Consider the following 23,670-nt stretch of genomic DNA (forward strand, 5'->3'; position numbering starts at 1 on the left):
ACCCCGTGCTGTACACCGTAAGAGGACTGTTCTACGGTGTACAGCATGACCACGTCCTCGCAGGAGCAGCCCGCCGCGGCCGCCGGCCCGTCCCCGGACACCGCACCAACGGACGGGGCTCGCCGGGGGCACGCGCGGCGCTGGCTGATCCTCGGAGTCATCTGCCTGGCCCAGCTCACCGTGCTGCTGGACAACACGGTGCTGAACGTGGCGATCCCCTCCCTCACCCGGGAGATGGACGCCTCGACCGCCGACATCCAGTGGATGATCAACGCCTACTCCCTGGTGCAGTCGGGCCTGCTGCTCAGCGCGGGCAACGCGGCCGACCGCTACGGCCGCAGGAAGATGCTGATCGTGGGCCTCGCCCTGTTCGGCGCGGGGTCGCTGGTGGCAGGACTGGCCCAGTCCTCCGGGCAGCTGATCGCCGCGCGGGCGGGCATGGGCGTCGGCGGGGCGCTGCTGCTCACCACCACCCTCGCCGTGGTCATGCAGATCTTCACGCCCGAGGAGCAGCCCAAGGCCATCGGCATCTGGAGCGCCGTCAACTCCCTCGGATTCGCCGCCGGTCCGCTGGTCGGCGGGTTCATGCTGAACCACTTCTGGTGGGGCTCGATCTTCCTGATCAACCTGCCGGTCGCGGCCCTGGCGCTGGCCGCCGTCGCCGCGTACGTCCCCGAGTCGCGGAACCGGCGGGGCGACCGGCCCGACCTGGCCGGCGCGGTGCTCTCCACCATCGGCATGACGGCCCTGGTCTACGCGATCATCTCCGGACCCGAGCACGGCTGGACGTCCGGCACGGTGGCCGTCAGCGCGGGCACGGCGGCCGTGGTGCTCGGCGTCTTCGCGTACTGGGAGAGCCGGATCCCGTACCCGATGCTCGACCTCCACTTCTTCCGCAACCGGCGCTTCACCGGCGCGGTCGGCGGCCTGGTGCTGATCACCTTCGGGATGGGCGGCGCGCTCTTCCTGCTCACCCAGTACCTCCAGTTCGTCCTGGGTTACGGCCCGCTGGAGGCAGGACTGCGCACCGCGCCGATGGCGCTGACCGTGGTCGCCCTCAACTTCACCGGCGTCGGCACCAAGTGGTCGGCGAAGATGGGCACTCCGCTGTCGATAGCGGCCGGCATGGGCTTGATCGCGGCCGGGCTGGTGTCCATCGCCACGCTCACCGGCCACGGCTACAGCGGCACCCTGCTCGGGCTGGTGCTGATCGGCGCGGGCACCGCGATCGGCAGCCCGGTGATGGCGCACGCCGTGATGAGTTCCGTGCCGCGCGAGAAGGCGGGCGTCGGCGCCGGGATCAACGGCACGCTGGCCGAGTTCGGCAACGGACTGGGCGTGGCCGTCCTCGGCGCCGTGCTGAACGCGCGCTTCGCCGCACTGGCGCCGGTCGCGGCGGCCTCGCTGCCGGCGGCGCTGGCCGCGGCCGGCTCGGACCGCGAACGCGCCGAGATCACCGGGGCGTTCTCCTCCGGCCTGGAGGCGAGCCTGCTCGTCGGCTCGGTCGCGGTGCTGGTCGGCGGACTGCTCGCGGCGTCGCTGCTGCGCCGCGCCGACCGTGCCGACGCGCGGACCGCGCGGGGACAGGCGGACGCCTAGCATGAACCGGCGTCGGCGAGTCGAGGAAGGTGCGCCATGGTGAGGGCAGACCAGCGGTCCGGGAAGACGCCGCGGCCCAGTGTCTGGCTGGACGACCGGGAGCGGGGCGGCAGACGCGGCGGAGGCCAGCCTTCCCACCTCGACCGGGACCGGATCACCGAGGCCACCGTGCGGCTGCTGGACGCCGAGGGCCTGGAGAAGTTCTCCATGCGCCGCCTCGCCGCCGAGCTCGACGTCACAGCGATGTCCGTCTACTGGTACGTCGACACCAAGGACGACCTGCTCGAACTGGCTCTGGACCGCGCCTTCGGCGAACTCGCCCTGCCCGAGGCGGACTCCGGCGCGGACTGGCGCGACGAACTGCGCGCCCTGGCCCGCGCGTACCGGGCCTTGCTGGTGCGGCACTCCTGGCTGCCGGCGCTCGTCGGCCGCTTCCTCAACATCGGACCCCAGGCTCTGCGGTTCTCCGGTGCCGTCCAGCGGGTCCTCGGCCGCACCGGCCTGCCCGAGCACGAGGTGACCGGGGCGATCGCCGCCGTGTTCCAGTTCGTGTACGGACACGGCACGGTGGAGGGCCACTTCCGTGACCGGGTGGCCTCGACGGGCCTGACCGCCGACGAGTACCACCACCGCGCCATGACCGAGGTGCTGCGGCACCCGGACGCCTCCGACGTCATCGGCCGGTCGGCCCGGATCATGGAGGCGCGGGGCGGCGACACGGTCGAGGAGATGCTCGAACGGGACTTCACCTTCGCCCTGGACCTGCTCGTCGCCGGTATCGAGGCGATGGTCGCCCGCGGTCGCGGCTAGCGGCGACCGCGAGGCGCGACCTTACGCGCCATCCGCCAGCCGCGCCGGGAAACCGCCCGTCGCCACCGGCCCCCAGCGCTCCGGGGTGATCCGGATCAGCGACTTGCCCTGCTTCACCATCGCCGCGCGGTACTCGTCCCAGTCGGGGTGCTCACCGGCGATGTTCCGGTAGTACTCCACCAGCGGTTCCACGGAGTCGGGTACGTCCAGCACCTCGGCGGTGCCGTCGATCTGCACCCAGGGGCCGTTCCAGTCGTCGCTGAGGACGATGAGGCTCACCCGCGGGTCCCGCTTGGCGTTCCGGGTCTTCGCGCGCTCCGGGTAGGTGGACACCACGATCCGCCCGGAGTCGTCGACGCCGCAGGTCAGCGGCGACCCCTGCGGTCCGCCGTCGGAGCGGCGGGTGAGCAGGACCGCCCGGTGCCGGGGGCGTACGAAGTCGAGCAACTCGTCGAGGGAGACGCGGGTGTTGGTCGCGATGTTCGGTGCCATGGCGTCAGCCTAGGCCGCCATCGCCTCCGGGAGGTTGTCGTACACGGGCACGTCGCGGCGCAGCCCGGTCACCTCCAGGACGCGGCCCGCGACGCTCTCCGGGCGGGCCACCACGTGCACCCGGGTGTGGGGGAGCAGCAGCCTGCGGGCGTCGTTGATCAGACGAATGCCCTGGGAGTCCATGAAGCGGGTCCCGGACAGGTCGAGGACCATCACCCGCGCGGGCCCCTCGGGGCCGGAGCGGGCCTGGTACATGATCAGCGGCAGCAGTCCGTCGGCGTTTCGGAAGTCGATCTCCGACGGCAGCGGGAGCATCACGCGCTCGGAGGAGGGGGGCGGAAGGGTCACGGCAATCACCTGGAATCGGTCGTCCGGCATCGGCAAGGCCGCTTCCTGACCCTCCGCCCATTGCACCACGCCGGGGACGAGACCGGAAGCGGCGCAGGTCCGGGCGTCGCACTCAGCCCTCCGGGAGCTCCTCGCCCTGCACGGCCTGGACGTCCAGCTCCACCCGGAGCGTGGTGCCGACGGCGGCGATACCGGCCTGGACGACCTGGTTGTAGTTCATCGCGAAGTCCTCGCGGTGCAGTTCGGTCGTGGCGCGGAAGGCCGCCCGGGTGCCCCCCCACGGGTCGGCGCCGGTGCCGAGGTAGGCCAGGTCCAGGTCGACCGGGCGGACCACGCCGCGCATGGTCAGCTCGCCGTGCACGGTCCAGCGGTCGGTGCCCGCCTGGGTGAGTCCCGTGGACCGGTAGGTGATCTCCGGGTGCCGCGCGGCGTCCAGGAAGTCCGGCGACCGCAGATGGGTGTCGCGCATGGCGTTGCCGGTGTCGATCGACGCGGCCCGGATCACCGCCTCCACGCGGGACTTGGCGACGTCGTCCGGGGCGATCTCCACCGAGGCGGTGAAGTCGGTGAACCGGCCGCGCACGCTGGAGATGCCCAGGTGCTGGGCGACGGCGGCCACGCTGGAGTGCGCCGGGTCCACGGTCCACGGGCCGGGCGGCGGCAGCTCCGTGCCCCCGCTCCTGGCCAGCGTCACCGTCCCGATCTCCGCGCGCCCGCTCGCGGTGACGAGAGCGCTGGCGGCGGCGGGCGCGTACCCGACCGCGGTCACGACGACGGTGTACGCCCCCGGCGCCAGCTCGGTGGCGTCCCGGACGGCGCCCTCGGCGTCCGCCTCGGCGCGCAGCACCTGGCTGCCGGTCCCGTCGGTCAGCGTGACGACCGCGTGCGACACGGCCCATCCGTCCCGGGTGCGGATCCTCGCGGTCAGTGGCATCCCGTCTTCTCCCTGCAAAGGCTCATAAAAAGGTCGTGATACGACCGGCCCGCGGCGGGGCGCGTCTCCGCTTGCAGGACGCGCGGCCCGCCACGGGCCGGGACTCGCGTTACTCGCCGGGGTGGGCGAGCTCGATGTCGTGGTCGTCGACACCGGGTCCGGCGACCGTCAGGGCGCTCGCCACCGGCGGGTAGCCCGTGGCGATGACGGTGTACTCGCCGCCGTCCAGGTCGGCGAAGGCGTACGCCCCGTCGTCGCCGGTCGTGGCCGTGCCGACCACGTTGCCCGCCGCGTCGACCAGGGTGACCCGGGCGTCGGCCAGCGGACCGTGCGGGGCGCGGACCACGCCCCGGACGTGGGCGCCGGTTTCCAGGTCGGCCTCGACCCGGGTGACGCCCGTGGCGCCGATCTCGACCGGCAGGGCGCGCGGCCGGTACCCGGTGGCGTTCACCGCCACGGTCACCGCGCCCGGCACCAGCTCGGCGAACGAGAACTCGCCCTGCTCACCGGTGGTCCCGGTGGCCAGGAGGTCCCCGCGCACGTCGGTGACGATCACCATCGCGTCCTTCACCGGCTGCCCGGTGTCCGCCGCGCGGACCACACCGGTCATGCCGCTGGTGCCGCTGAGCAGGATGTCGTAGGACACCGGCTCGTCGTTCACCACGACGGTCGACGCCTGCGGCTGGTGCCCGTCGGCGGCGGCGATCAGGACGTACGAGCCCGCCGAGGGGGCGTCCACCGCGTAGGAGCCGTCGTCCTGGGCCACGGAGCGGCCCAGCTGGCGGCCGCCCAGGGAGATCAGCGTGACCGCGGCGCGGGGCACCGGGGTGCTGTCGGCGCCGCGGACGAAGCCGCGCACCGGGATGCCGGAGGAGGCGGACTCCCCGGGCCGGGCGGTGGTGGCGACGGCGGACACCGGCTGGGCGAAGGTGTCCTGCGCGGCTGTCCGCGTTCCGGAGACGGCCGGGCCCGCGGGGGCGGCGCCCCCGGCCGGGACGGCGGCGGCCTCGGCGGCGGTCGGGGCCACCGGGTCGCCGGCCGCGGCGGCCTGCTCCTGAGCGGCCTGGGCCAGCGCACCGGTGGTCCGCAGCGGGACCTCCTTGATGAAGATCGTCACCAGGAAGCCGAGCAGGGCGATCGGCGCGACGTACAGGAAGATGTCGGCGATGCCGTGGCCGTAGGCGCTCTCCAGCCAGGTGCGGATGCCCGGGGGCAGCAGGTCCATGTCGGGGATGGTGCCGCTGCCGGAGGCCTTGGCGGCCGCAGCCTGCTCCTGCGGGCTGAGCGTGCCGATGGTGTCGGCCGCGTAGTGGCTGATCCGGGACGACATCACGGAGCCGAGCACGGAGACGCCCACCGCGCCGCCGAGCGAGCGGAAGAAGGTGACCACGGAGGACGCCGCGCCCAGGTCGCTCGGGGCCACCTGGTTCTGCGTGCAGAGCACCAGGTTCTGCATCATCATGCCGACGCCCAGACCCATCAGCGCCATGAAGATGCCGATGTGCCAGTACGGGGTGTCGTAGCGCATGGTGCTCAGCAGGCCGAGACCCGCCGTGAGCAGCACGCCGCCCGACAGCAGCCAGGCCTTCCACCGTCCGGTCTTCGTGATGACGATGCCGGAGACGGTCGACGATATGAACAGACCGCCGATCATCGGGATGGTCATGACGCCCGACATGGTCGGGGACTTGTCCCGGGCGAGCTGGAAGTACTGGCTGAAGTAGACGGTGCCCGCGAACATCGCGATACCGACGAACAGGGAGGCCAGCGACGCCAGCGTGATGGTGCGGTTGCGGAACAGGCGCAGCGGGATGATCGGCTCGCTCGCCCTGGACTCGACGAACAGGAAGATCAGGGTCAGCAGGACGGCGCCGCCGACCATCGCCCCGGTCTGCCAGGACATCCAGTCGTACTTGTCGTCGGCGAAGGTGACCCAGACGAGCAGCAGGCAGACGGCCGCGGTGACGAAGAAGGCGCCGGCCCAGTCGACCTTGACCTCCCGCTTCACCAGGGGCAGGTTCAGCGTCTTCTGCAGCACGACCAGCGCGATCAGCGCGAAGGGGACGCCGACGTAGAGGCACCAGCGCCAGCCGAGCCAGCTGGTGTCGGTGATGACGCCGCCGAGCAGCGGGCCGCCGACGGTCGCGACCGCGAAGGTCGCGCCCAGGTAGCCGGAGTAGCGCCCGCGCTCACGCGGGGAGATCATCGCGGCCATGATGATCTGGGCCAGCGCGGCGAGACCGCCGCCGCCGAGGCCCTGGATGGCGCGTGCGGTGATCAGCATGCCCGGGTTCTGCGCCGTGCCGGCCACGATCGAGCCGATCACGAAGATCACCAGGGCCGTCTGGACCAGGGCCTTCTTGCTGATGAGGTCGGCGAGCTTGCCCCACAGGGGGGTGGAGGCGGTCATCGTCAGCAGCGAGGCGGTGACGACCCAGGTGTAGGCGCTCTGGCCGCCGCCGAGGTCGGAGACGATCTCGGGCAGGGCGTTGGTGACGATGGTCGACGACAGGATGGCGCAGAACATGCCGAGCAGCAGCCCGGACAGCGCCTCCATGATCTGCCGGTGGGTCATCGGAGCGTCCGTGGAGGATCCTCCCCCGTGCTTGGCATGAGCCCGCACACCGTTCGGTGTGGTCGTTGCCATGGACTTCCTTCTCTTAGGTGCTTGCGGGTGTACGGGTGGTCTGTTCGAGTGACGGAGACGCCTGCCGGGGCACGGGGCGGGGGTCGCCGAAGCTTTCCCTGAGCCGGGCCATCAGCCGGGTGAGGTCGTCGACCTCTTCGTCCGGCCAGTCGCCCAGCCGCTCCGCGAGGAGCTGGGTCGTGCGCCGGAACAGCTCGTCGAGCCGGGTCTGGCCGGCCGGGGTGAGGCGCAGGATGCGGGACCGCTTGTCGGCGGGGTCGGGGGAGCGCTCGATCCAGCCGCGCTCCGCCAGATGAGTGACGTGCCTGCTGGTGACGGACATGTCCACGGACAGCAGCTCGGCGAGCCTGCTCATGCGCATGTCGCCGTGGCGGCCCAGCACGGTCAGCACGGCCGCGGAGCCGCCCGGGCAGTCCGACGGCATCAGCCGGTTCATCTCCCGTTTGACGGCGCCGAAGGCGCTGAACTGCCGGACCAGCTCCTCGTACTGTGCCGACTCGGCCATGGCACCTCCGTTTCGTTGCTTGAAGCAACCGTATGTATGGATGGTTGCTGAAGGCAAATAAAAAGGGACCGTCCGGGCCAAAAACTTGGCAAAGGCAAGTAATCGCGTCAGTAAACACGCAGGTGGGACGGGGTGCTCCCCGTCGGTGCCGCCCCGCTTGGGGCGCGGGACGCTGATTCGCTAGGGTCTCGGTCCATGGCTAACACCCAGGGCCCGCAGGGCAATCACGACCCCGCCGGCAGCACCCAGATGTTCCGCGCGTTCGTCGACGAGGCTCCCCAGGCCGGGCAGCCGGCGGCCACGGGCGGCGGCCCGCGGATCGGCCTGATCGTCGGCATCGTCGCCGCGGTGGCCGTCGTCGCCGCAGTGGCCTGGCTCGCACTGAAGTAAGAAGGGAGCCGCCGGGGCGACCCCCTCGGCGGCCACACCCTCAGGGGCGCCGGGAACCGCGCGGCCGGCCCTCACCGGGCCGCACCCGCGAGGCGACCGTCACCCGCCCCGCCCCTGAGGCGCGTACGGCGCCGCCCGCGACCAGGAACGCGGAGGCCCCCGGCCCCGAAAGGGCCGAGCGCCTCCGCGCTCACAGGCATGTCCGCGGACGTCAGTCCGAGATGAGCCCCTCCCGCAGCTGGGCCAAGGTGCGCGTCAGCAGACGAGAGACATGCATCTGCGAGATGCCCACCTCCTCCCCGATCTGCGACTGCGTCATGTTCGCGAAGAACCGCAGCATGATGATCTGCCGCTCACGCGGCGGCAGCTTGGCCAGCAGCGGCTTCAGCGACTCCCGGTACTCCACGCCCTCCAGCGCCGTGTCCTCGTACCCGAGGCGGTCCGCCAGGGAGCCCTCGCCGCCGTCGTCCTCCGGGGCGGGGGAGTCCAGCGAGGAGGCCGTGTAGGCGTTCCCCACCGCGAGGCCGTCGACGACGTCCTCCTCGGACACGCCCAGCACGGCGGCGAGTTCGCCCACCGTCGGGGAGCGGTCCAGCTTCTGGGAGAGCTCGTCGCTGGCCTTCGTCAGCGCCAGCCGCAGCTCCTGGAGCCGGCGCGGCACCCGCACCGACCAGGACGTGTCGCGGAAGAACCGCTTGATCTCCCCGACCACCGTCGGCATGGCGAACGTCGGGAACTCCACGCCCCGTTCGCAGTCGAAGCGGTCGATCGCCTTGATCAGCCCGATGGTGCCGACCTGGACGATGTCCTCCATCGGCTCGTTGCGCGAGCGGAACCGCGCCGCCGCGTACCGCACGAGCGGGAGGTTCAGCTCGATCAGGGTGTCCCGGACGTAGGCGCGCTCCGGGCTGTCCTCGTCGAGCGCGGCGAGCCGCAGGAACAGGGAGCGGGACAGGGTGCGGGTGTCGAGGGCCGCCGTGTCCGGGAGGTCCGGAACGGGTGTTGCGGCGAGGGCCGGGCCCTCGTCGATGGGGCCGAGTGCGTCGAGAGCATGGGGAGCTGACTCGCTCTCCGCGAGCGTGAGCACCTTCGAGCTGCCCTGTTCTGCGGACATGCCACCCCCTTTGGGTCGCGGGACGGTCGCGGCGAACGCTCCCGGACCGGGGAACGCAGCCTTCACCTGAATACCGGCGCCGAGGCTCCGGCAAACGCGCTTCCGGCAGAATGTCACATGTCGGCAACGCGCTGTAGTGACATGTCGACATCCGAGATGTGGATCAGCCCTGGCTGCAAGGGGTCTGACGGAGTATCGGACGAAAAGAAGGCAGATTCGTGCCGTCGTGCGATTCGCTCCTGACGGTTACGCGTCGATCCTGTTTGCGGACCTCAGCCGCTGGAAGCTGCGGGCCAGCAGGCGGGACACGTGCATCTGCGAGACGCCCAGTTCGGCGCTGATCTGGGACTGCGTCAGATTGCTGTAGTAACGCAGCAGCAGGATGCGCTGCTCACGCTCCGGCAGCTGTACGAGGAGGTGCCGGACGAGGTCGCGGTGCTCCACGCCGTCCAGGGCGGGGTCCTCGTAGCCGAGCCGGTCCAGCAGGCCGGGCATCCCGTCACCCTCCTGCGCGGCCTCCAGCGAGGTGGCGTGGTACGACCGGCCGGCCTCGATGCAGGACAGCACCTCCTCCTCGGAGATGCGCAGCCGCTCGGCGATCTCGGCGGTGGTCGGGGTGCGCCCGAACGCGGTGGTGAGGTCCTCCGTCGCGCCGTTCACCTGCACCCACAGCTCGTGCAGCCGGCGCGGTACGTGGACGGTGCGGACGTTGTCGCGGAAGTACCGCTTGATCTCGCCGACGACGGTCGGCATCGCGAAGGTGGGGAACTGCACGCCCCGCTCGGGATCGAAGCGGTCGATGGCGTTGATGAGGCCGATGGTGCCGACCTGGACGACGTCCTCCATCGGCTCGTTCCGGGAGCGGAAACGGGCGGCCGCGTAGCGCACGAGCGGGAGGTTCGCCTCGATGAGCGCCGCCCGCACGCGGGCGTGCTCCGGCGTGCCCGGCTCCAGGTTCTTGAGCTGACCGAACAACACCTGGGTCAGGGCCCTGGTGTCCGCGCCACGGCGCTTCGCGGGGGTCTGGACCGCGTCGGGGGACACCTCGTCCTGGGGCGGCGCGGAACTGGCCGACACGGTCAACGCCACCTCTTCATTCGCTCACATCGTCCGTCAACTCATCCGTCAAAAGCGGTCATAGCATCACAAGACTGACTCACTGTGTGCAAGCACCGCATATTCCGTGTTGAGGGCGGGAGGCGGGCGCCGAACGCACCGAGGCCCCCTGCGGCACGGCAGGAGGCCTCGGTGCGCGGAGCGCGGAGGGGCGTCAGAACTCGTAGTCGGCGATCACCCACGTGGCGAACTCGCGCCACAGGCCGACGCCCGCCTGGTGGTCCGGGTGCTCGACGTAGCGGCGCAGCGCCTCGGCGTCGTCGAACGCGGAGTTGATCGCGAAGTCGTACGCGATGGGGCGGTCGCTGATGTTCCAGGCGCACTCCCAGAAGCGGATCTCCGGGATCTTCCCCTCCAGTGCGCGGAAGGCCTCCACGCCTTCGACGACCGTCGGGTCGTCACGGCGGACGCCCTCGTTCAGCTTGAAGAGCACCAGGTGCCGGATCATCACTTGCCTCCCGCGGCCAGCCAGGTCATGAAGTCTCCGACCGCCTTCGCGGCGTCCGAGACGCCCTGGAACCCGATGGTGACGTAGTCGCCGGCGGTCTCGGGATCCGTGATGATCACGTACAGCACGAAGACCACCACCAGATAGACGGCGGCCTTCTTCGCGTTCACCGCCATCGCGGCCCTCCCCTGTCACGGATCTCACTGCTGTCACGCGCATCGAGCGGGCCCATGATCGCACGAAGGGCCCCGTCCGACGACGGGGCCCTTCTCAAGCGGTAGCGGAGGGATTTGAACCCTCGGTGACTTGCGCCACACTCGCTTTCGAGGCGAGCTCCTTCGGCCGCTCGGACACGCTACCGAGGGAGACCTTACAGCACGGTGGCGCGTGGTTCGAAATCGGTATTCAGCGTCCCCGGAAGAACTCCGTGAGCAGCCGCGAGCACTCCTCGGCGAGCACGCCCTCGATCACCTCGGGGCGGTGGTTCAGGCGCCGGTCCCGGACCAGATCCCACTGGGATCCCGCCGCGCCGGCCTTCTCGTCCCTGGCGCCGTAGACCACCCGGTCGACCCGGGACTGCTGGACGGCGCCCGCGCACATCGTGCAGGGCTCCAGCGTGACCACCAGGGTGCAGCCGGCCAGCCGCCACTCCCCGGTCCGCTCGGCGGCCCGGCGCAGCGCGAGGACCTCCGCGTGCGCCGTGGGGTCGCCGGTCGCCTCGCGCTCGTTGTGGGCGCGGGACAGCACGGTGACCCCGTCCGCGGCCAGCACGACGGCGCCGACGGGGACGTCCCCGCCCGGGACGGCCCCGCGGGCCTCGTCCAGGGCGAGTCGCATCGGCTCCCGCCAGCGGTCGCGCACCGGGTCGGGGAGGCCGGGCGCTGGGGTGACGGCCGGCACGGTCAGCGGACGGTCTCCAGCACCTCGGAGGCGCCCAGCGCCTCGGCGATCTCCGAGACGGCGTCCTGGGTCATCGAGCGCAGCTCCTTCTCGGACACGCCCAGGTCCTCCAGGACCTGCGCGTCCCCGACGGGGCCGTGCGGCACGGACTCGCCGGACGCGGCGGACGGGCCGCCGTCGGCGTCCTCGTCGTCCGGCTCACCGTCCTCCGTGCCGTCGAGGTCGAGGGCGTCCAGGTCGGGGACGTCGTCCCCGGGCTCCCGGCCGAGCAGTTCGTCGGTGAGCAGGATCTCCCCGTAGCTGCTGCGGGCGGCCGCGGCTGCGTCGGAGACGTAGATCCTGGGATCCTCCTCACCGTCCACGCGGACGACGCCGAACCAGCCGTCCTCCTGCTCGATCAGCACGAGCACCGTGTCCTCGTCAGGGGAGGCTTCCCGGGCCAGGTCGGCCAGATCCGACAGGGTTTCCACATCGTCGAGCTCTGTGTCGCTCGCTTCCCACCCGTCTTCGGTGCGCGCGAGCAGTGCGGCGAAGTACACCGTGACTCTCCCACTGGTCATAGGCGTGCCGGTTGGGGGTCCCCCCGGCGGAGGTGTGCGGGCGGGTACGCGGAGCTGAGACCCCGCCCACTGGGAATCGTGGCAGAAACAAGGCCGTCAGGGGACGTCTTCCGCTCCCTGTGTCCGGCAGTTTCGATCGCGGTCCAGCGTGCTTGTCGCCGCCACGACCGGATCGTACGCGCCCAACCCCGCCACCGGAGCGCGGCACGTCAACGGACCCCCGGGGCCCTTTGCCCACGGGGCAACCCGCGTGTCGCGCCCGCAGCCGCAAGGGCCTGGGAGCACGGGGAGGGCGGGCGTGACGGCACCCCGCCGGCCGGGCCGCGCGAAACCCCCCGCCCGGCACGAGCACCGGGGACGGAAGAGCCGCTACCAGCGAAACGTCCGCATCCGCATCGCGTGCCGCAACCGCGCCGCCTTCGCCCGCCGAGGCTGCACCCGGTCCCGCAACGCCCGAGCCTCCGCCAGCTCCCTCAGGAACCGCGCCCGCCGCCGCCGACGCTCGGCCTCCCAGTCCACCTCGCCCCCGGCGCCGCCTGTGCCCCCGGTCGACGGATTCACATGATTCTCCTGCTCAGGCATTGCTTCATCACCCCAGTCCGTCCCTCCCGCCTTCCCCCGGGCGGGCGGTTTGACGCCAGCGAAGGGGTGGCGGGTGCGCCATCCCCTTGCCAGGCGCGGGCACGCCGGCCCTCCGCGGCCCGGTTAGGGTTGACGCCATGCGTCTCCACGTCGTCGACCACCCCCTGGTCGCCCACAAGCTCACCACGCTGCGCGACCGGCGCACCGACTCCGCGACCTTCCGCCGTCTCGCCGACGAGCTGGTCACCCTGCTCGCCTACGAGGCCACGCGCGACGTGCGCACCGAACAGGTGGACATCCAGACGCCGGTGGCACGGACCACGGGCGTGAAGCTGTCCCACCCCCGACCCCTGGTGGTGCCGATCCTGCGGGCCGGCCTCGGCATGCTGGACGGCATGGTCCGGCTGCTGCCGACCGCCGAGGTGGGCTTCCTGGGCATGGTGCGCAACGAGGAGACGCTGCAGGCCTCCACGTACGCCACGCGCATGCCGGACGACCTCTCCGGGCGTCAGGTGTACGTCCTCGACCCGATGCTGGCGACCGGCGGCACGCTCGTCGCGGCCATCCAGGAGCTGATCAAGCGCGGCGCGGACGACGTGACCGCCGTGGTGCTGCTGGCCGCGCCGGAGGGCGTCGAGGTCATGGAGCGCGAGCTGGCCGGCACGCCGGTGACGGTCGTGACGGCGTCCGTCGACGAGCGCCTCAACGAGCTGGGGTACATCGTCCCGGGCCTCGGCGACGCGGGCGACCGCATGTACGGAGCCGCGGAGTAGCCCCGAGGGCTCACGCCCCCCCGCGTTCGGCGGGTTCGGCTCAGCAGTTCTTCTTCGAGGAGGACGCCGGCTCGGGGTTGGCCAGTGCGGTCAGCGCCTTGTCGGCGTCCGCCTTCGCCGTGAGCCCCCGGAACGCGTCGCCGATGATCAGGTCGAGCTCGACGCCCTTGCGGGCCGGGTCGGTGCGGCGCTCGGCGCCGGCCAGCTGGGTGCCCAGCACCGGCAGCGCCGTGTCCAGCGCGGTCGCGGGACCGAGCAGCACTCCGGTTCCCTTGACCTTCTTGTCGAACGTCTCGGGCGCGTTGGCGACCTCGCCGATCCTGAAGCCGCGCTTCTTCAGCTCGTCGGCGGTCTTCTGGGCGAGCCCGCCGCGGGTCGTGGCGTTGAGCACGTTGACGGTGATCGCGCCGGGGCGGGGCAGCGGCTCGGCGGCCCCCGCGGGACTCGCCGAGGGCTTCACCGTGGTGCCGCAGGCGGCCTTGGTGCCGACCGCGGAGGCGGAGTCGCCGCCGCCGGTGAAGACGTCGACGAGTTGCAGCGTGCCCCAGCCGCCCACGCCGAGCACGGCGACGGAGGCGACGGTCAGCACGACGAGCTTGCCGCGCCGCCGGGGCCGGCGCATCCGCGGGTACTTGTCACCCGTGATGCGGTACTGGCCGCCCATGCCGGGTGGAGTGAGCATGCTCATGAGCGCAGCGTAGTGCGCCCGGGCTGCTATGCCTACTAGATGATCATTCGACTGGGTGCAGTCCAACCCGAAAGGGCCAAACCGGGCCGCCAGGGGGTTCGACGGGTGTCAGTCGAGTTCGAGAACGCGCGCGTGGAGCACCTGGCGCTGCTGGAGCGCCGCTCGCACCGCACGGTGCAGTCCGTCCTCGAGGTACAGGTCGCCCTGCCACTTCACGACGTGCGCGAAGAGGTCGCCGTAGAAGGTCGAGTCCTCGGCGAGGAGGGTCTCGAGGTCGAGCTGCTGCTTGGTCGTCACGAGCTGATCGAGGCGGACCGGGCGCGGCGCGACGTCCGCCCACTGCCGGGTGCTTTCCCGGCCGTGGTCGGGGTACGGCCGGCCGTTTCCGATGCGCTTGAAGATCACACGGAAAGCCTACCGGTCGAGACGTTCCGGGCGCAGCCATGGCGACGCAGTACGCCGCCGTAAAAGATGCCGGAAACCGTCCGAAAACGGTCCGCGCGCCCGTCACGCGCCCTCACGGACCGCCCCGTACGCCACTCCCGGCTCACATACCCGCCCCCGGTACGCCCTCGCGGACGAACCCGCAGGCGCCGGTCACGCCCCCGTGTTCTTCGCGGCCTTCGCGGCTTTCGCCGCCGCCTTCATCTCCTGCTTGTGCGCCCGTACCTTCGCCAGCGACTCCGGGCCCGTGATGTCCGCGACCGAGCGGAAGGACTCCTCCTCGCCGTACGCGCCGGCCGCCTCCCGCCAGCCGAAGGGGCGGACGCCGAGCCGTTTGCCCAGCAGGGCGAGGAAGATCTGCGCCTTCTGCTTGCCGAACCCGGGCAGGTCCTGGAGCCGCTTCAGCAGCTCCTTGCCGTCGTCGACGTCCCGCCAGACGGCCTCGGCGTCACCGTCGTAGTGCTCCACGAGGTACCGGCACAGCTGCTGGATGCGGCCGGCCATCGACCCCGGGTAGCGGTGCACCGCGGGTTTCTCGGAGAGCAGCGCGGCGAACGCCTCGGGGTCGTACGCGGCGATCTCGTGCGCGTCGAGGTCGTCCGCGCCGAGCCGCTGCGCGATCGTCGCCGGGCCCTTGAACGCCCACTCCATGGGGATCTGCTGGTCCAGCAGCATCCCGGTCAGCGCGGCGAGCGGGCTGCGGCCCAGCAGCCGGTCGGCGTCGGGGTCCTGGGCGAGGTGCAATATGACGTCCATGCCCCCGATGATCGCGCGCCGCCCGGTTGATCGCGCGTCGCGGTCAGCTCGCGCGCCAGTACCCCAGCGCCTGCACCCGCTGCTTGGGCACGCCCAGCTCCTTGCGGACGAAGGCGCCCAGCGCGCGGGTGGTCGCGGTGTCGCACGCGATCCACACGTACGGGTCGGGGCCGGACGCGAGCAGGGCGGGGAGTTCGGCGCGGACGCGCTCCACCAGGGCCGCGCCCGCGTCCCGCCGGGGCACCTCCCGCACCTCGTGACGTGCGGGGTCGGCCACGCAGGGCAGACCGTCGAGGGAACCCTCGAACCAGATCGTCGCCGGGGCGTCGCCCAGGGCGCCCAGCAGGGAGTTGACGGCCGGCAGGGAGGCCGGGTCGCCGACCACGCAGACATGGGACGGGGAGGGAGCCGGGTGCTCGAAGCCCGTGCCCTGCACGGTCGCCTCGATGGTGTCCCCGGCCTTCGCCGCCCGCGCCCAGTCGCTGGCGCAGCCCTCGTGCAGCGCGAATTCCAGGGCGAAGGTTCCGGCCTCCGGGTCGGGGTCGACGAGGGTGTACGCGCGCTGGTGGGGCCTGCCCGCGTTGTCGAACCACAGCCGCACCCACATCGTGGGGTGGACGCCGGTCGTCGCCAGCATCCCGCCGTCGGTGAAGGTCAGCCGCCGGTAGTCGGCGGTGACGTCCTCGGCGCCCGTCACCGTGAACTCGAAATCCTTCGCGCGCAGCAGTTTGAGGACCGCGCCCTCCCAACCCCGCCCCTGCCCCATGGCGCCTTCACCCTTCGCGTACGATCCCGTCACGTCACGGTTTACTTAGGGGAGCCTAACCTAAAGCGAAGTGGGGGCACAGTGTCCGGTGCGATCTTCCGGGACGCCTGGGGGATTCCCCATCTGCGGGCGGACGGCACGCGTGAACTCGCGCGCCTGCAAGGACTGGTGACCGCCCGCGACCGCGGCTGGCAGATCGAGGTGGAGCGCCACCGCGCCCAGGGCACCTCGGCCTCCTTCCTCGGCGCCGGCGAGCTGTCCTGGGACGTGCTGGTCCGGCGCGCCCGGATCGCCGACACCGCCCGCCGCTGCTTCGCCCGCCTGGAGGAGCGCGACCCGGAGACCGCCGACTGGATCCGGGCGTACGTCACCGGCGTCAACGAGGGCCTGGACGGGCACGACGCCCCGGAGTTCGCCCGCGCCGGTGTCCTGCCCGGCCGCTGGGAGCCGTGGACGCCGCTCGCCGTGTGGCTGTCCGCGCACCTCCTCTTCGCCGGCTTCCCCGCCAAGCTGTGGCGCGACCACGCCGCCGCGCGCCTCGGCGCGGACGCCGTGGGCCTGTTCGCCACCGACGGCCCCGGCACCTCCGGCAGCAACGGCTGGCTGGTCACGGGGGAGCGCACGGTCACCGGACAGGCGGTCGTCGCCGGCGACCCGCACCGCTTCATCGAGGACCCCGGCGTCTACCAGCAGATCCGGCTGTCCTGCCCGGAGTTCGACGTCGTCGGCCTCGCCGTGCCCGGCGTCCCCGGCATCGCCCACTTCGGCCACACCGGCACGGTCGCCTGGGCCATCACCAACGCCATGGCCGACTACCAGGACCTCTACCGTGAGCGGCTGCGCCGCACCGGCGCCGGCATCGAGGCGCTCGGCCCGGACGGCGTCTGGCGGAGGGCCGCGCGGCACACCGAGACCGTCGAGGTCGCGGGCGAGGACCCGGTCGAGGTGGAGATCGTCGAGACCGGACGCGGGCCCGTCGTCATCGGCGGCCCCGAGGGCCTCGACGGCAGGGTGCCGGAGCCGGGACAGCCCCCGCTCGCCGTGGCCCTGCGGTACCCGCCCCGCGTCACCGGCGACCTCGGCTTCGGCGCCCTGCTGCCGCTGCTGCGGGCCCGCCGCGTCGCCGACGTGGACCACGCCGCCGACCTGTGGGCCGAGCCCGTCAACGTCGTCCTCGCCGCCGACACCGAGGGCGGCGCCCTGCACCGGGTGGCCGGCCGCGTCCCCGTGCGCTCCGACGCCAACCGCGTCCGCCTGGTGCCGGCGTGGGAGCCCGGCCACGAGTGGCGGGGCTGGCACGAGCCGCCGCGCGCCGGGCTCGACGACGGCGTCGCCGTGATGGCCAACCAGCGCGGCCCCGCCGCCCCGCTCGGCGTGGAGTTCGCCCCGCCGCACCGCGCCCGCCGCATCGCCGCCCTGCTCGCCCGGCAGCACCGCTGGTCCGCCGCCGGCATGGCCAGGATCCACACCGACACCCACCTCGCCTCCGCCGCACCCCTCCTGGACCACCTGGCCGCGCTCGACGCCCCCGGCCTCACCGGGCCCGCGTCCGCGCTCCGCGCGCGGCTGCTGGCCTGGGACCGGCACATGGACGCCGGCAGCGCCGACGCGGCGGCCTTCGCGGCCCTGCGCAGCGCGGTCGTCCGCCGTCTGGCCGCCGAGCCCGCCCTCGCGGCCGCCGCGAGCCCGCCGCCGTACCCGGACGTCTTCCGCCCCTGGCTCGCGCTGGTCCCGCGCATCGGGTTCGCCCTGGAGCACCTGCTGGCGGCGAAGGACCTGTTCGGCATCGACCGCCCCGCCGTCGTCCGCGCGGCCCTGGAGGAGGTGGCCGCCGCGCCGCCCGCAGGCCCCTGGGGCGACACCCACCGCCTCGCGCCCTGGCGGGCCCTGCCGCCCGAGGACCCGCGGGAGGAACCCGGGCTGTCCGGCGACCACGACTGCGTGCTGTGCACCACCGCCGTGCCCGGCATCACCGACCTCGCCGCCCGTGGGCCCGCCGCCCGCTACGTCTGGGACCTGGCCCGGCGCGAGGACAGCCGTTGGGTGGTGCCGCACGGCGCGTCGGGCCGCCCCGGCTCGCCCCACCACCGAGACCAGCAGCCCCTGTGGCTCGCCGGAGACCTGGCCCCGGTCGTCACCGACTGGGCGCAGCTGACGAAGGAGACCGATGTCTGACCCGTACGCCTCCCGCCCGGCCGTCCACGAGCAGAGGGTCGACGGCTTCGGCACCGTGCGCGTCCTGCCGCTGGACCCGGCCGCCGACGCGCCCCTGCTGCACCGCTGGGTGAGCGAGGAACGCGCCGTGTTCTGGGGCATGAACGGCCTCACCGAACAGCAGGTGTCCGAGACCTACGCGCACATGGAGACCCTCGGCACCCACCACGCGTACCTCCTCGTCAAGGACGGCGCCCCGGCCGGGCTGCTCCAGACGTACGAGCCGGAGGCCGACCGGGTGGGCGAGTGCTACCCCGTCGAGCCGGGCGACATCGGCATGCACCTGCTGATCGCACCCCCGGAGCCGGGCGAGAAGCGCTCCGGCTGGACCGCGGGGCTCGCGGCCGCCGTCTCCACGTACGTCCTGCTGGTCCTGGACCGGCGGCGGGTCGTCGTCGACCCGGACGTCGCCAACGAGAAGGCGATCGCCCGGTTCACGCGGCAGGGCTTCGTCGCCGGGCCCCGGGTCGTGCTGCCGGAGATCGACCTGCCGGACGTGTACCTCCCGGAGAAGCGAGCACAACTCGCGTTCCTCACCCGGGAGGTAGCCTTCGGAGGGTGACTCCCGACGACCTCGTCGCCCACTTCGGACTCGAGCCGATCCCCCGGGAGGGAGGCCGGTTCCGGCAGACCCGGGCCGGTCCCGCCCGGCCCGACGGCCGCCCCGAGGGCACCGCCGTCGTCGCCCTGCTCACCGCCGAGCCCGGCGACTTCTCGGCCCTGCACCGTCTGCCCGCCGACGAGACCTGGCACCACTACCTCGGCGACCCGCTGCGGATGCTGCTGCTCGCCCCCGACGGCACCAGCAGCACCCCGGTCCTCGGCCCCGACGTGCTCGGCGGCCAGCACGTCCAGCTCACCGTCCCCGCCGGCACGTGGATGGGCGCCCGCGTCGCGGACGGCGGCGCCTGGACGCTGTTCGGCTGCACGATGGCCCCCGGCTTCACCTACGAGGGCTACGAACACGGCGACCCGGCCGAGCTGGCCGCCCGCCACCCGGACCGGGCCGCACTCGTCGCGGAGCTGGGCCGTCCATGAGCGAGCGGGGACTGCTGCACGGCCAGGTCGCCCTGGTCACCGGCGCCGGCGGCGGCATCGGCCGGGGCATCGCCCGCCGGCTCGCCGAGGAGGGCGCGGCCGTCGCCCTGCACTGCCGCACCTCCGTCGCGTCCGCCCAGGAGACGGCGGTCGCCGTCAGGGAGGCGGGCGGCCGGGCCGTCGTCCTGAAGGCCGACCTCACCGACGAGGACGCCTGCCACCGGCTCGTCGCCGAGGCCGCCGAACGGTTCGGCGGCCGCCTCACCGCGCTGGTCAACAACGCCGGGGTCCAGCCCGTGCGGGAACTCGCCGGGATGACGGCGGCCGAGTGGCGCGCGGTCGTGGACACCAACCTCACCGCCGTCTTCGCCTGCACCCAGGCGGCGGCACGGCTGATGCGCGACCAGGGGGGCGGCTCGATCACCCACATCGCCTCCGTCGAGGCCCGCTTCCCCGCCCCCGGCCACGCCCACTACGGCGCGTCCAAGGCCGCGGTGGTGATGCACGCCCGCTCGGCGGCCCTGGAGTACGGCCCCTGGGGCGTGCGCGTCAACACGGTCTCGCCCGGCCTGATCGACCGGGAGGGCCTGGCGGACGCCTGGCCGGAGGGCGTACGCCGCTGGCGGGAGGCGTCCGCCGTGGGACGCCTCGGCCGCCCGGAGGACGTCGGCGACGCCTGCGTGTTCCTGGCCTCCCCGCTCGCCTCCTGGGTGACCGGCCACGACCTGGTGGTCGACGGAGGGGCGACCTCCCGCCCCACCTGGTGAAGACGTCCCCGCCGCATTGAGCGGACCGCGCGTCCCGTCCGTACTCCACGGGAGGCGAACGGCCGGGAGGCGGGTACGACGTGGAGCGACGGCGCGACGGGGCGGCGGGCGGCCGAGGCGGCGGGTCCCCGGTCCTGCGGGCATGGGTGCTGCTGGGCACGCTGCTGGTGCTCCTCCTCGCGGGCGCGGCCCCGGCCGGCGCCCACGCGGCCCTGCGCGCCAGCGACCCCGAGGACGGGAGCGTCGTCAGAACGGCGCCCACCCACATCACGCTGACGTTCACCGAGTCCGTGGGCCTGCTCGAGGACTCCTTCCGGATCTACGGCCCCGACAACCGCCGCGTCCACATGGAGGAACCCGAACACGCGGCCGGCGCCGCCGACACGGCCCGCGCCGCGCTGCCCCGGGGCCTCGACGAGGGCACCTACACGGTGGCGTGGCGGGTGGTCTCGGCGGACAGCCACCCCGTCTCGGGCGCGTTCACCTTCTCCGTCGGCAAGCCGTCCCCCACCCCGCCGGCGGCGCCCCAGGACCACGCCGAACACCCGGTCACCAAGAGCCTCTACGACACCGGCCGCTACCTCGCCTACATCGCGGCCGCGCTGCTCATCGGCACGGCGGCGTTCGCGGCCCTGTGCCGCCCGCCGGACACGGGCCCGCTGCGGGCGCCGCTGCTGTTCGGCTGGTGGACGCTGCTGGTGACGACGGTGGGACTGCTGGTGCTGCGCGCGCCTTACGAGAAGGGCGCGTCGCCGTCGACGGCGCTGGACGTCTCGACGTTCCCCGACACGCTGAGCGGCCGCCCGGGCATGGCCCTCCTGGCCCGCGTGCTGCTCCTCCTGACGGCAGCCCTGCTCCTCCCGGTACTGCGCCGCCGGACTCCGCGCACGCGCGTGACGGCGGGCGGGATCCTCTCCGTGTCCTTGGCCCTGACATGGGCGTCGGCGGAACACGCCTCGGCCGGCATCCAGGTGCCGGTCGCCATGACGTCGTCGGTGCTGCACCTGCTGGCGATGGCGGCCTGGCTGGGCGGCCTCACCGCCCTGCTGCTCACCCTCCACCGGGCGAAGACCCCGCCCCCGCACGACACGGTGGCCCGCTTCTCCCGCCTGGCGTTCACGTCGGTGACGGTCCTCGTCGTCACCGGTGCCTACCAGTCCTGGCGCGGCCTCGGCTCCTGGTCCGCCCTCACGGGGACGGCGTACGGCCGCACGCTCGCCGTGAAGCTGGCGGCGACGGTGTTCCTGCTGCTCGCGGCGGCCCTGTCCCGTCGCTGGACGGCCCTGCTGGCCCGCCCGGCGGCGGAGGAACGCCTGTTGGCGCTGGTGGGCGCGCCGGGCCCGCCCCCCGAACCGAGGACCACGCACGTGACCACCGCCGAACCGGAAACCCTCCACCGCCGGGCCCTGCGCCGCTCCGTCCTCGCGGAGGTGGTGGTCGCGGTGGCCGTCCTGCTGGTCACCACGGTGCTGACCGGGACACTGCCCTCCCGGGCGGAGGCGGAGGCCGCGAAGGCACCCGCGCCGCAGGTCGCGGGCCTGCCCGGCGCGCAGGCACTCACGGTCCCTTACGACACGGGGACGCCCGGCGGCAGCGGCACCGTCCAGCTCACGATGGACCCGGGCCGCGTCGGCGAGAACGGCCTCCAGGCGGTGGTCTTCGGCCCCCAGGGCGCCCTGTCCTTCGTCCCCGAGCTCCGCGTCACCTTCACCCTCCCGTCCAAGGACGTGGGCCCCATCGACGCCGGCCTCACCGACCGGGGCGGCTACTGGGCCACCAACGACCTCACCCTCCCCCTGGAGGGCACCTGGACGATGAGGCTGACGGTCCGGGTGTCGGACATCGACCAGGTGACGGTGGAGCGGGGGGTGCGGGTGGGGCGGTGAGCGCGGTGGGAGATGGGGTCAGCGTTTCACGCGGCTTCGCACGGCCAGGACGGCGAGGGCGAGCAGACCCGGTTCGACGAGCCGGGCGGTCATCTCGACGTAGGTCCCGGTGGTGGTGAGGTCCTGTCCCGAGGCACGGAAGATCACCGAGTTGGCCACCACCCGCAGGGACTTCTCGAACCGCTCCCCCGACAGGCGTCGCGCGTACGGCCCGTCCGGATCGTCGGGTGTCGGCTTCTTGGTCGTCAGGGTGATCCGCCGGCCGTCGGCCATGCCCTCGCTGACCGGGTCGGGATCGGCCTTCGGCAGCCCCCACAGCATCATCGCGAACACCGTGGCCGTCATCGCCAGCAGGAGCCAGATGAGAGCCCGCCCGGCACGCAGGCCGTATCCGGAGAGCGCCCAGTACAGCCACAGCAGCGTGCGCTCACCGCGGGACGCCGACGCGCCGTGGCGGCGCATCTCCATCTCGCCGTAGTAGAAGTCGGCCGCGCCCGGTTCGTTCCGGCCGTCCTCGAGCGCCTTGCGCAGCTGCCGGTAGACCGGCGCCAGCACGTCAGGGTCGTGATGTCCGGCGCCCGGAGTCCCGGTCCAGCCGCGGTACCGGGTCGCCCGCCAGTGATGTTCCTCCGCCAGGGTCCGGCGGGGGGTCCAGCGCGGCCCGCCGGGAGGTCCCGCCAGGCGGCACCGGCCTTCGAGACGCAGCTGGTCCAGGTGCACCGCCTCCACGAAGAGGCACCTGGTCAGGTCGACATCGGCCAGCATCAGATACGCCGCGTCCACCCCCTTGACCGAGACGACGCCCACCTGTTCCCGGTCGAGGCCCGGTTCCGCGATCGCCTCCCCCTCCGGCGACTCGAACCGACGCGGCCGGCCGACGACGCTCACCGGGAACGCCGGCACCGCGTCGGTCAGGTCGACGTCGGCGTGCCGCAGCCGCAGCGCCGCGGTGGACGCCCACCGGGTCCGCACGCAGCGCACCTCCTTGGCCGCCACCTCCAGCGTCACCGCGTTCTCGAACACGGCGTCCGAGAAGTCCACCGTCCCCGGGCAGACGAGGGGGCCGATCACGGCGGTACGCCGGAAGACCGTCCGCCGGAAGCGCACGTCGGCCTTCGCAGTGGCGTTGAGGAAGGACAGGTCACCGCCGATCGTGGCCCCCTCGAACGTGGCATTCGCATCGAAGTGGGCGCCGTCGAAAGGCATGTCCCCTCCGACATCGGCTCCGTCGAAGCAGGCCGAACCGTTGCGGAACTCCGCTCCCTCGAAGCTTGCCCTGCCGGTGACGCGCAGGTCCTCGAAGTCGGCGCCCCGCTCGAAGTCCACGCCCTCGAAATAGGCATTCGCGCACGTCATGCCCCGGAACGCCGCGCTGCGCCCGACCTCGTCCACGCAGAACCGCAACGTCCCGTCGAACCGCGCCTCCATGAACCAGGCGTCACCGGACACCTGCGTGTCCTCGAGCCACACGTCTCCCGCGACACGTGCCCTGCCGAGCCTGAGGTCACCTCCCGTGCGCACCTCACAGAAGTGCAGCACCGAGTCGAACACCGCCGACGTGAACGAGCAGTGGTCGTCGAACTCGACGTCCCGGACCTCCGCTTCCCCGGAGAACCGCACCTCGTCGAAGTCGGCCCTTCCCACCCGGGCCCGCCCCGTCCCCGGGTCCCTGAGGGGTGCGAGGAGCTCGTCGAGCAGATCCTGCGTGAAGGGCGTGCCCCGGTGGTCGAGATCGGCTCCCGGACGCAGCACGGCCAGGTGTGCGGCGCGGTCGGCGCCGTCCAGATGTGCCAGACAGGCCGGGTACGGGTCCACCCTGCGCCCCCGGCAGCGTTCGCCGCCGTCGACGTGAGCGCAGCGCGGCCACGCCGCGGTGCCGGTTCCGGTCATGCC

At 72.9% G+C, this 23,670-nt stretch carries 26 protein-coding genes and 1 tRNA gene; 9 read left to right on the forward strand and 18 right to left on the reverse strand.

All coding sequences use genetic code 11. The annotated features are described in order from the left end of the window. Nucleotides 1-45 precede the first annotated feature (45 nt). Both ELQ39_RS16625 and ELQ39_RS16630 read left to right on the forward strand, forming a co-directional pair. On the forward strand, nucleotides 46-1,599 hold the full coding sequence (locus ELQ39_RS16625; protein ID WP_242592512.1) for an MFS transporter: 1,554 nt from the start codon (nucleotides 46-48) through the stop codon (nucleotides 1,597-1,599). Nucleotides 1,600-1,635: 36 nt separating this feature from the next. Continuing rightward, complete coding sequence (locus tag ELQ39_RS16630; RefSeq protein ID WP_242592514.1) at nucleotides 1,636-2,409, forward strand: TetR/AcrR family transcriptional regulator; 774 nt, start codon at nucleotides 1,636-1,638, stop codon at nucleotides 2,407-2,409. 21 nt (nucleotides 2,410-2,430) lie between these two features. Here ELQ39_RS16630 and ELQ39_RS16635 read toward each other — a convergent pair whose 3' ends face one another. The 5 genes from ELQ39_RS16635 to ELQ39_RS16655 form a co-directional block, all read right to left on the reverse strand. Next, nucleotides 2,431-2,901 carry a PPOX class F420-dependent oxidoreductase gene (locus ELQ39_RS16635; protein WP_242592516.1) on the reverse strand — a complete coding sequence of 157 codons (471 nt, stop codon included), beginning with the start codon at nucleotides 2,899-2,901 and terminating at the stop codon, nucleotides 2,431-2,433. Between the two features lie 9 nt (nucleotides 2,902-2,910). Further along, nucleotides 2,911-3,216 (reverse strand): STAS domain-containing protein, encoded by a 306-nt coding sequence (locus tag ELQ39_RS16640; RefSeq protein WP_242595620.1) that lies wholly within the window; start codon nucleotides 3,214-3,216, stop codon nucleotides 2,911-2,913. A gap of 145 nt (nucleotides 3,217-3,361) precedes the next feature. Continuing rightward, nucleotides 3,362-4,183: a YceI family protein gene (locus ELQ39_RS16645; RefSeq protein WP_190004491.1), complete on the reverse strand. Its 822-nt coding sequence runs from the start codon at nucleotides 4,181-4,183 to the stop codon at nucleotides 3,362-3,364. Between the two features lie 109 nt (nucleotides 4,184-4,292). Continuing rightward, the gene (locus tag ELQ39_RS16650) at nucleotides 4,293-6,830 is read right to left on the reverse strand and encodes an MFS transporter (RefSeq protein WP_242592518.1); all 2,538 of its coding nucleotides are present in this window, start codon (nucleotides 6,828-6,830) and stop codon (nucleotides 4,293-4,295) included. 13 nt (nucleotides 6,831-6,843) lie between these two features. Further along, complete coding sequence (locus ELQ39_RS16655) at nucleotides 6,844-7,335, reverse strand: MarR family winged helix-turn-helix transcriptional regulator (RefSeq protein ID WP_190004493.1); 492 nt, start codon at nucleotides 7,333-7,335, stop codon at nucleotides 6,844-6,846. A gap of 195 nt (nucleotides 7,336-7,530) precedes the next feature. Here ELQ39_RS16655 and ELQ39_RS16660 point away from each other — a divergent pair, with 195 nt between their 5' ends. Continuing rightward, nucleotides 7,531-7,725, forward strand: coding sequence for a hypothetical protein (locus tag ELQ39_RS16660; RefSeq protein WP_190004494.1), 195 nt, complete (start codon nucleotides 7,531-7,533; stop codon nucleotides 7,723-7,725). Nucleotides 7,726-7,936: 211 nt separating this feature from the next. On the opposite strand, the gene ELQ39_RS16665 is transcribed toward ELQ39_RS16660, so the two are convergent. The 8 genes from ELQ39_RS16665 to ELQ39_RS16700 all read right to left on the reverse strand — a co-directional run bounded on the left by ELQ39_RS16665 (nucleotide 7,937) and on the right by ELQ39_RS16700 (nucleotide 12,445). Continuing rightward, on the reverse strand, nucleotides 7,937-8,839 hold the full coding sequence (locus ELQ39_RS16665; protein ID WP_242592520.1) for an RNA polymerase sigma factor SigF: 903 nt from the start codon (nucleotides 8,837-8,839) through the stop codon (nucleotides 7,937-7,939). A gap of 246 nt (nucleotides 8,840-9,085) precedes the next feature. Then, the gene (locus tag ELQ39_RS16670; protein WP_186568538.1) at nucleotides 9,086-9,922 is read right to left on the reverse strand and encodes an RNA polymerase sigma factor SigF; all 837 of its coding nucleotides are present in this window, start codon (nucleotides 9,920-9,922) and stop codon (nucleotides 9,086-9,088) included. Nucleotides 9,923-10,109: 187 nt separating this feature from the next. Continuing rightward, entirely contained in the window at nucleotides 10,110-10,403 is a 294-nt protein-coding gene (locus tag ELQ39_RS16675) for a Dabb family protein (RefSeq protein ID WP_190004496.1), read from the reverse strand. After that, nucleotides 10,403-10,579 (reverse strand): hypothetical protein, encoded by a 177-nt coding sequence (locus ELQ39_RS16680; protein ID WP_190004497.1) that lies wholly within the window; start codon nucleotides 10,577-10,579, stop codon nucleotides 10,403-10,405. The genes ELQ39_RS16675 and ELQ39_RS16680 overlap by 1 nt, the downstream gene beginning before the upstream one ends. Before the next feature lie 99 nt (nucleotides 10,580-10,678). Continuing rightward, a tRNA-Ser gene (locus ELQ39_RS16685) sits at nucleotides 10,679-10,763 on the reverse strand. A 45-nt stretch (nucleotides 10,764-10,808) separates the two neighbouring features. Next, nucleotides 10,809-11,240, reverse strand: a complete 432-nt coding sequence (gene tadA / locus ELQ39_RS16690; RefSeq protein ID WP_225629406.1) for a tRNA adenosine(34) deaminase TadA — start codon at nucleotides 11,238-11,240, stop codon at nucleotides 10,809-10,811. A gap of 65 nt (nucleotides 11,241-11,305) precedes the next feature. Continuing rightward, nucleotides 11,306-11,842, reverse strand: a complete 537-nt coding sequence (locus ELQ39_RS16695; protein ID WP_225644515.1) for a tRNA adenosine deaminase-associated protein — start codon at nucleotides 11,840-11,842, stop codon at nucleotides 11,306-11,308. 390 nt (nucleotides 11,843-12,232) lie between these two features. Further along, entirely contained in the window at nucleotides 12,233-12,445 is a 213-nt protein-coding gene (locus ELQ39_RS16700; protein WP_225629402.1) for a hypothetical protein, read from the reverse strand. Nucleotides 12,446-12,582: 137 nt separating this feature from the next. Between ELQ39_RS16700 and upp the strand changes: the two genes are divergently transcribed. Further along, nucleotides 12,583-13,218: a uracil phosphoribosyltransferase gene (upp, locus tag ELQ39_RS16705; RefSeq protein WP_190004499.1), complete on the forward strand. Its 636-nt coding sequence runs from the start codon at nucleotides 12,583-12,585 to the stop codon at nucleotides 13,216-13,218. Nucleotides 13,219-13,258: 40 nt separating this feature from the next. On the opposite strand, the gene ELQ39_RS16710 is transcribed toward upp, so the two are convergent. The 4 genes from ELQ39_RS16710 to ELQ39_RS16725 form a co-directional block, all read right to left on the reverse strand. Beyond that, nucleotides 13,259-13,882, reverse strand: a complete 624-nt coding sequence (locus ELQ39_RS16710; protein WP_190004562.1) for a LytR C-terminal domain-containing protein — start codon at nucleotides 13,880-13,882, stop codon at nucleotides 13,259-13,261. 132 nt (nucleotides 13,883-14,014) lie between these two features. Then, entirely contained in the window at nucleotides 14,015-14,311 is a 297-nt protein-coding gene (locus ELQ39_RS16715; RefSeq protein ID WP_004943146.1) for a type II toxin-antitoxin system VapB family antitoxin, read from the reverse strand. A gap of 192 nt (nucleotides 14,312-14,503) precedes the next feature. Beyond that, nucleotides 14,504-15,106 carry an HhH-GPD-type base excision DNA repair protein gene (locus tag ELQ39_RS16720; protein ID WP_242592522.1) on the reverse strand — a complete coding sequence of 201 codons (603 nt, stop codon included), beginning with the start codon at nucleotides 15,104-15,106 and terminating at the stop codon, nucleotides 14,504-14,506. A gap of 43 nt (nucleotides 15,107-15,149) precedes the next feature. Then, nucleotides 15,150-15,872, reverse strand: coding sequence for a siderophore-interacting protein (locus tag ELQ39_RS16725; RefSeq protein WP_242592524.1), 723 nt, complete (start codon nucleotides 15,870-15,872; stop codon nucleotides 15,150-15,152). An 81-nt stretch (nucleotides 15,873-15,953) separates the two neighbouring features. On the opposite strand from ELQ39_RS16725, the gene ELQ39_RS16730 reads away from it, so the two are divergent. From ELQ39_RS16730 to ELQ39_RS16750, 5 genes are all read left to right on the forward strand, one after another. Next, nucleotides 15,954-18,047, forward strand: coding sequence for a penicillin acylase family protein (locus tag ELQ39_RS16730; RefSeq protein ID WP_242592525.1), 2,094 nt, complete (start codon nucleotides 15,954-15,956; stop codon nucleotides 18,045-18,047). Continuing rightward, a complete protein-coding gene (locus ELQ39_RS16735) occupies nucleotides 18,040-18,648 on the forward strand; it encodes a GNAT family N-acetyltransferase (RefSeq protein WP_242592526.1) in 609 nt (202 codons plus the stop codon). Before ELQ39_RS16730 ends, ELQ39_RS16735 begins: the two co-directional genes overlap by 8 nt. Further along, nucleotides 18,645-19,124: a cupin domain-containing protein gene (locus tag ELQ39_RS16740; RefSeq protein ID WP_242592527.1), complete on the forward strand. Its 480-nt coding sequence runs from the start codon at nucleotides 18,645-18,647 to the stop codon at nucleotides 19,122-19,124. The genes ELQ39_RS16735 and ELQ39_RS16740 overlap by 4 nt, the downstream gene beginning before the upstream one ends. Continuing rightward, the gene (locus ELQ39_RS16745; RefSeq protein WP_242592528.1) at nucleotides 19,121-19,891 is read left to right on the forward strand and encodes an SDR family NAD(P)-dependent oxidoreductase; all 771 of its coding nucleotides are present in this window, start codon (nucleotides 19,121-19,123) and stop codon (nucleotides 19,889-19,891) included. The genes ELQ39_RS16740 and ELQ39_RS16745 overlap by 4 nt, the downstream gene beginning before the upstream one ends. Nucleotides 19,892-20,037: 146 nt before the next feature. Then, a complete protein-coding gene (locus ELQ39_RS16750; RefSeq protein ID WP_242595621.1) occupies nucleotides 20,038-21,777 on the forward strand; it encodes a copper resistance CopC/CopD family protein in 1,740 nt (579 codons plus the stop codon). An 18-nt stretch (nucleotides 21,778-21,795) separates the two neighbouring features. On the opposite strand, the gene ELQ39_RS16755 is transcribed toward ELQ39_RS16750, so the two are convergent. Beyond that, on the reverse strand, nucleotides 21,796-23,667 hold the full coding sequence (locus tag ELQ39_RS16755) for a pentapeptide repeat-containing protein (RefSeq protein ID WP_242592529.1): 1,872 nt from the start codon (nucleotides 23,665-23,667) through the stop codon (nucleotides 21,796-21,798). Nucleotides 23,668-23,670: the final 3 nt, after the last annotated feature.

The sequence above is a fragment of the Streptomyces sp. GB4-14 genome (genome assembly GCF_022696125.1).
Taxonomy (GTDB): Bacteria; Actinomycetota; Actinomycetes; order Streptomycetales; family Streptomycetaceae; genus Streptomyces; species Streptomyces werraensis.

Bases quoted from the DNA above. Each gene is read 5' to 3' on its own strand.
- ELQ39_RS16625 (WP_242592512.1), top strand. From the start codon at position 46: ATGACCACGTCCTCGCAGGAGCAGCCCGCCGCGGCCGCCGGCCCGTCC.
- ELQ39_RS16630 (WP_242592514.1), top strand. From the start codon at position 1,636: ATGGTGAGGGCAGACCAGCGGTCCGGGAAGACGCCGCGGCCCAGTGTC.
- ELQ39_RS16635 (WP_242592516.1), bottom strand. From the start codon at position 2,901: ATGGCACCGAACATCGCGACCAACACCCGCGTCTCCCTCGACGAGTTG.
- ELQ39_RS16640 (WP_242595620.1), bottom strand. From the start codon at position 3,216: ATGCTCCCGCTGCCGTCGGAGATCGACTTCCGAAACGCCGACGGACTG.
- ELQ39_RS16645 (WP_190004491.1), bottom strand. From the start codon at position 4,183: ATGCCACTGACCGCGAGGATCCGCACCCGGGACGGATGGGCCGTGTCG.
- ELQ39_RS16650 (WP_242592518.1), bottom strand. From the start codon at position 6,830: ATGGCAACGACCACACCGAACGGTGTGCGGGCTCATGCCAAGCACGGG.
- ELQ39_RS16655 (WP_190004493.1), bottom strand. From the start codon at position 7,335: ATGGCCGAGTCGGCACAGTACGAGGAGCTGGTCCGGCAGTTCAGCGCC.
- ELQ39_RS16660 (WP_190004494.1), top strand. From the start codon at position 7,531: ATGGCTAACACCCAGGGCCCGCAGGGCAATCACGACCCCGCCGGCAGC.
- ELQ39_RS16665 (WP_242592520.1), bottom strand. From the start codon at position 8,839: ATGTCCGCAGAACAGGGCAGCTCGAAGGTGCTCACGCTCGCGGAGAGC.
- ELQ39_RS16675 (WP_190004496.1), bottom strand. From the start codon at position 10,403: ATGATCCGGCACCTGGTGCTCTTCAAGCTGAACGAGGGCGTCCGCCGT.
- ELQ39_RS16680 (WP_190004497.1), bottom strand. From the start codon at position 10,579: ATGGCGGTGAACGCGAAGAAGGCCGCCGTCTATCTGGTGGTGGTCTTC.
- tadA (WP_225629406.1), bottom strand. From the start codon at position 11,240: ATGCGACTCGCCCTGGACGAGGCCCGCGGGGCCGTCCCGGGCGGGGAC.
- ELQ39_RS16700 (WP_225629402.1), bottom strand. From the start codon at position 12,445: ATGCCTGAGCAGGAGAATCATGTGAATCCGTCGACCGGGGGCACAGGC.
- upp (WP_190004499.1), top strand. From the start codon at position 12,583: ATGCGTCTCCACGTCGTCGACCACCCCCTGGTCGCCCACAAGCTCACC.
- ELQ39_RS16710 (WP_190004562.1), bottom strand. From the start codon at position 13,882: ATGGGCGGCCAGTACCGCATCACGGGTGACAAGTACCCGCGGATGCGC.
- ELQ39_RS16720 (WP_242592522.1), bottom strand. From the start codon at position 15,106: ATGGACGTCATATTGCACCTCGCCCAGGACCCCGACGCCGACCGGCTG.
- ELQ39_RS16725 (WP_242592524.1), bottom strand. From the start codon at position 15,872: ATGGGGCAGGGGCGGGGTTGGGAGGGCGCGGTCCTCAAACTGCTGCGC.
- ELQ39_RS16735 (WP_242592526.1), top strand. From the start codon at position 18,040: ATGTCTGACCCGTACGCCTCCCGCCCGGCCGTCCACGAGCAGAGGGTC.
- ELQ39_RS16745 (WP_242592528.1), top strand. From the start codon at position 19,121: ATGAGCGAGCGGGGACTGCTGCACGGCCAGGTCGCCCTGGTCACCGGC.
- ELQ39_RS16755 (WP_242592529.1), bottom strand. From the start codon at position 23,667: ATGACCGGAACCGGCACCGCGGCGTGGCCGCGCTGCGCTCACGTCGAC.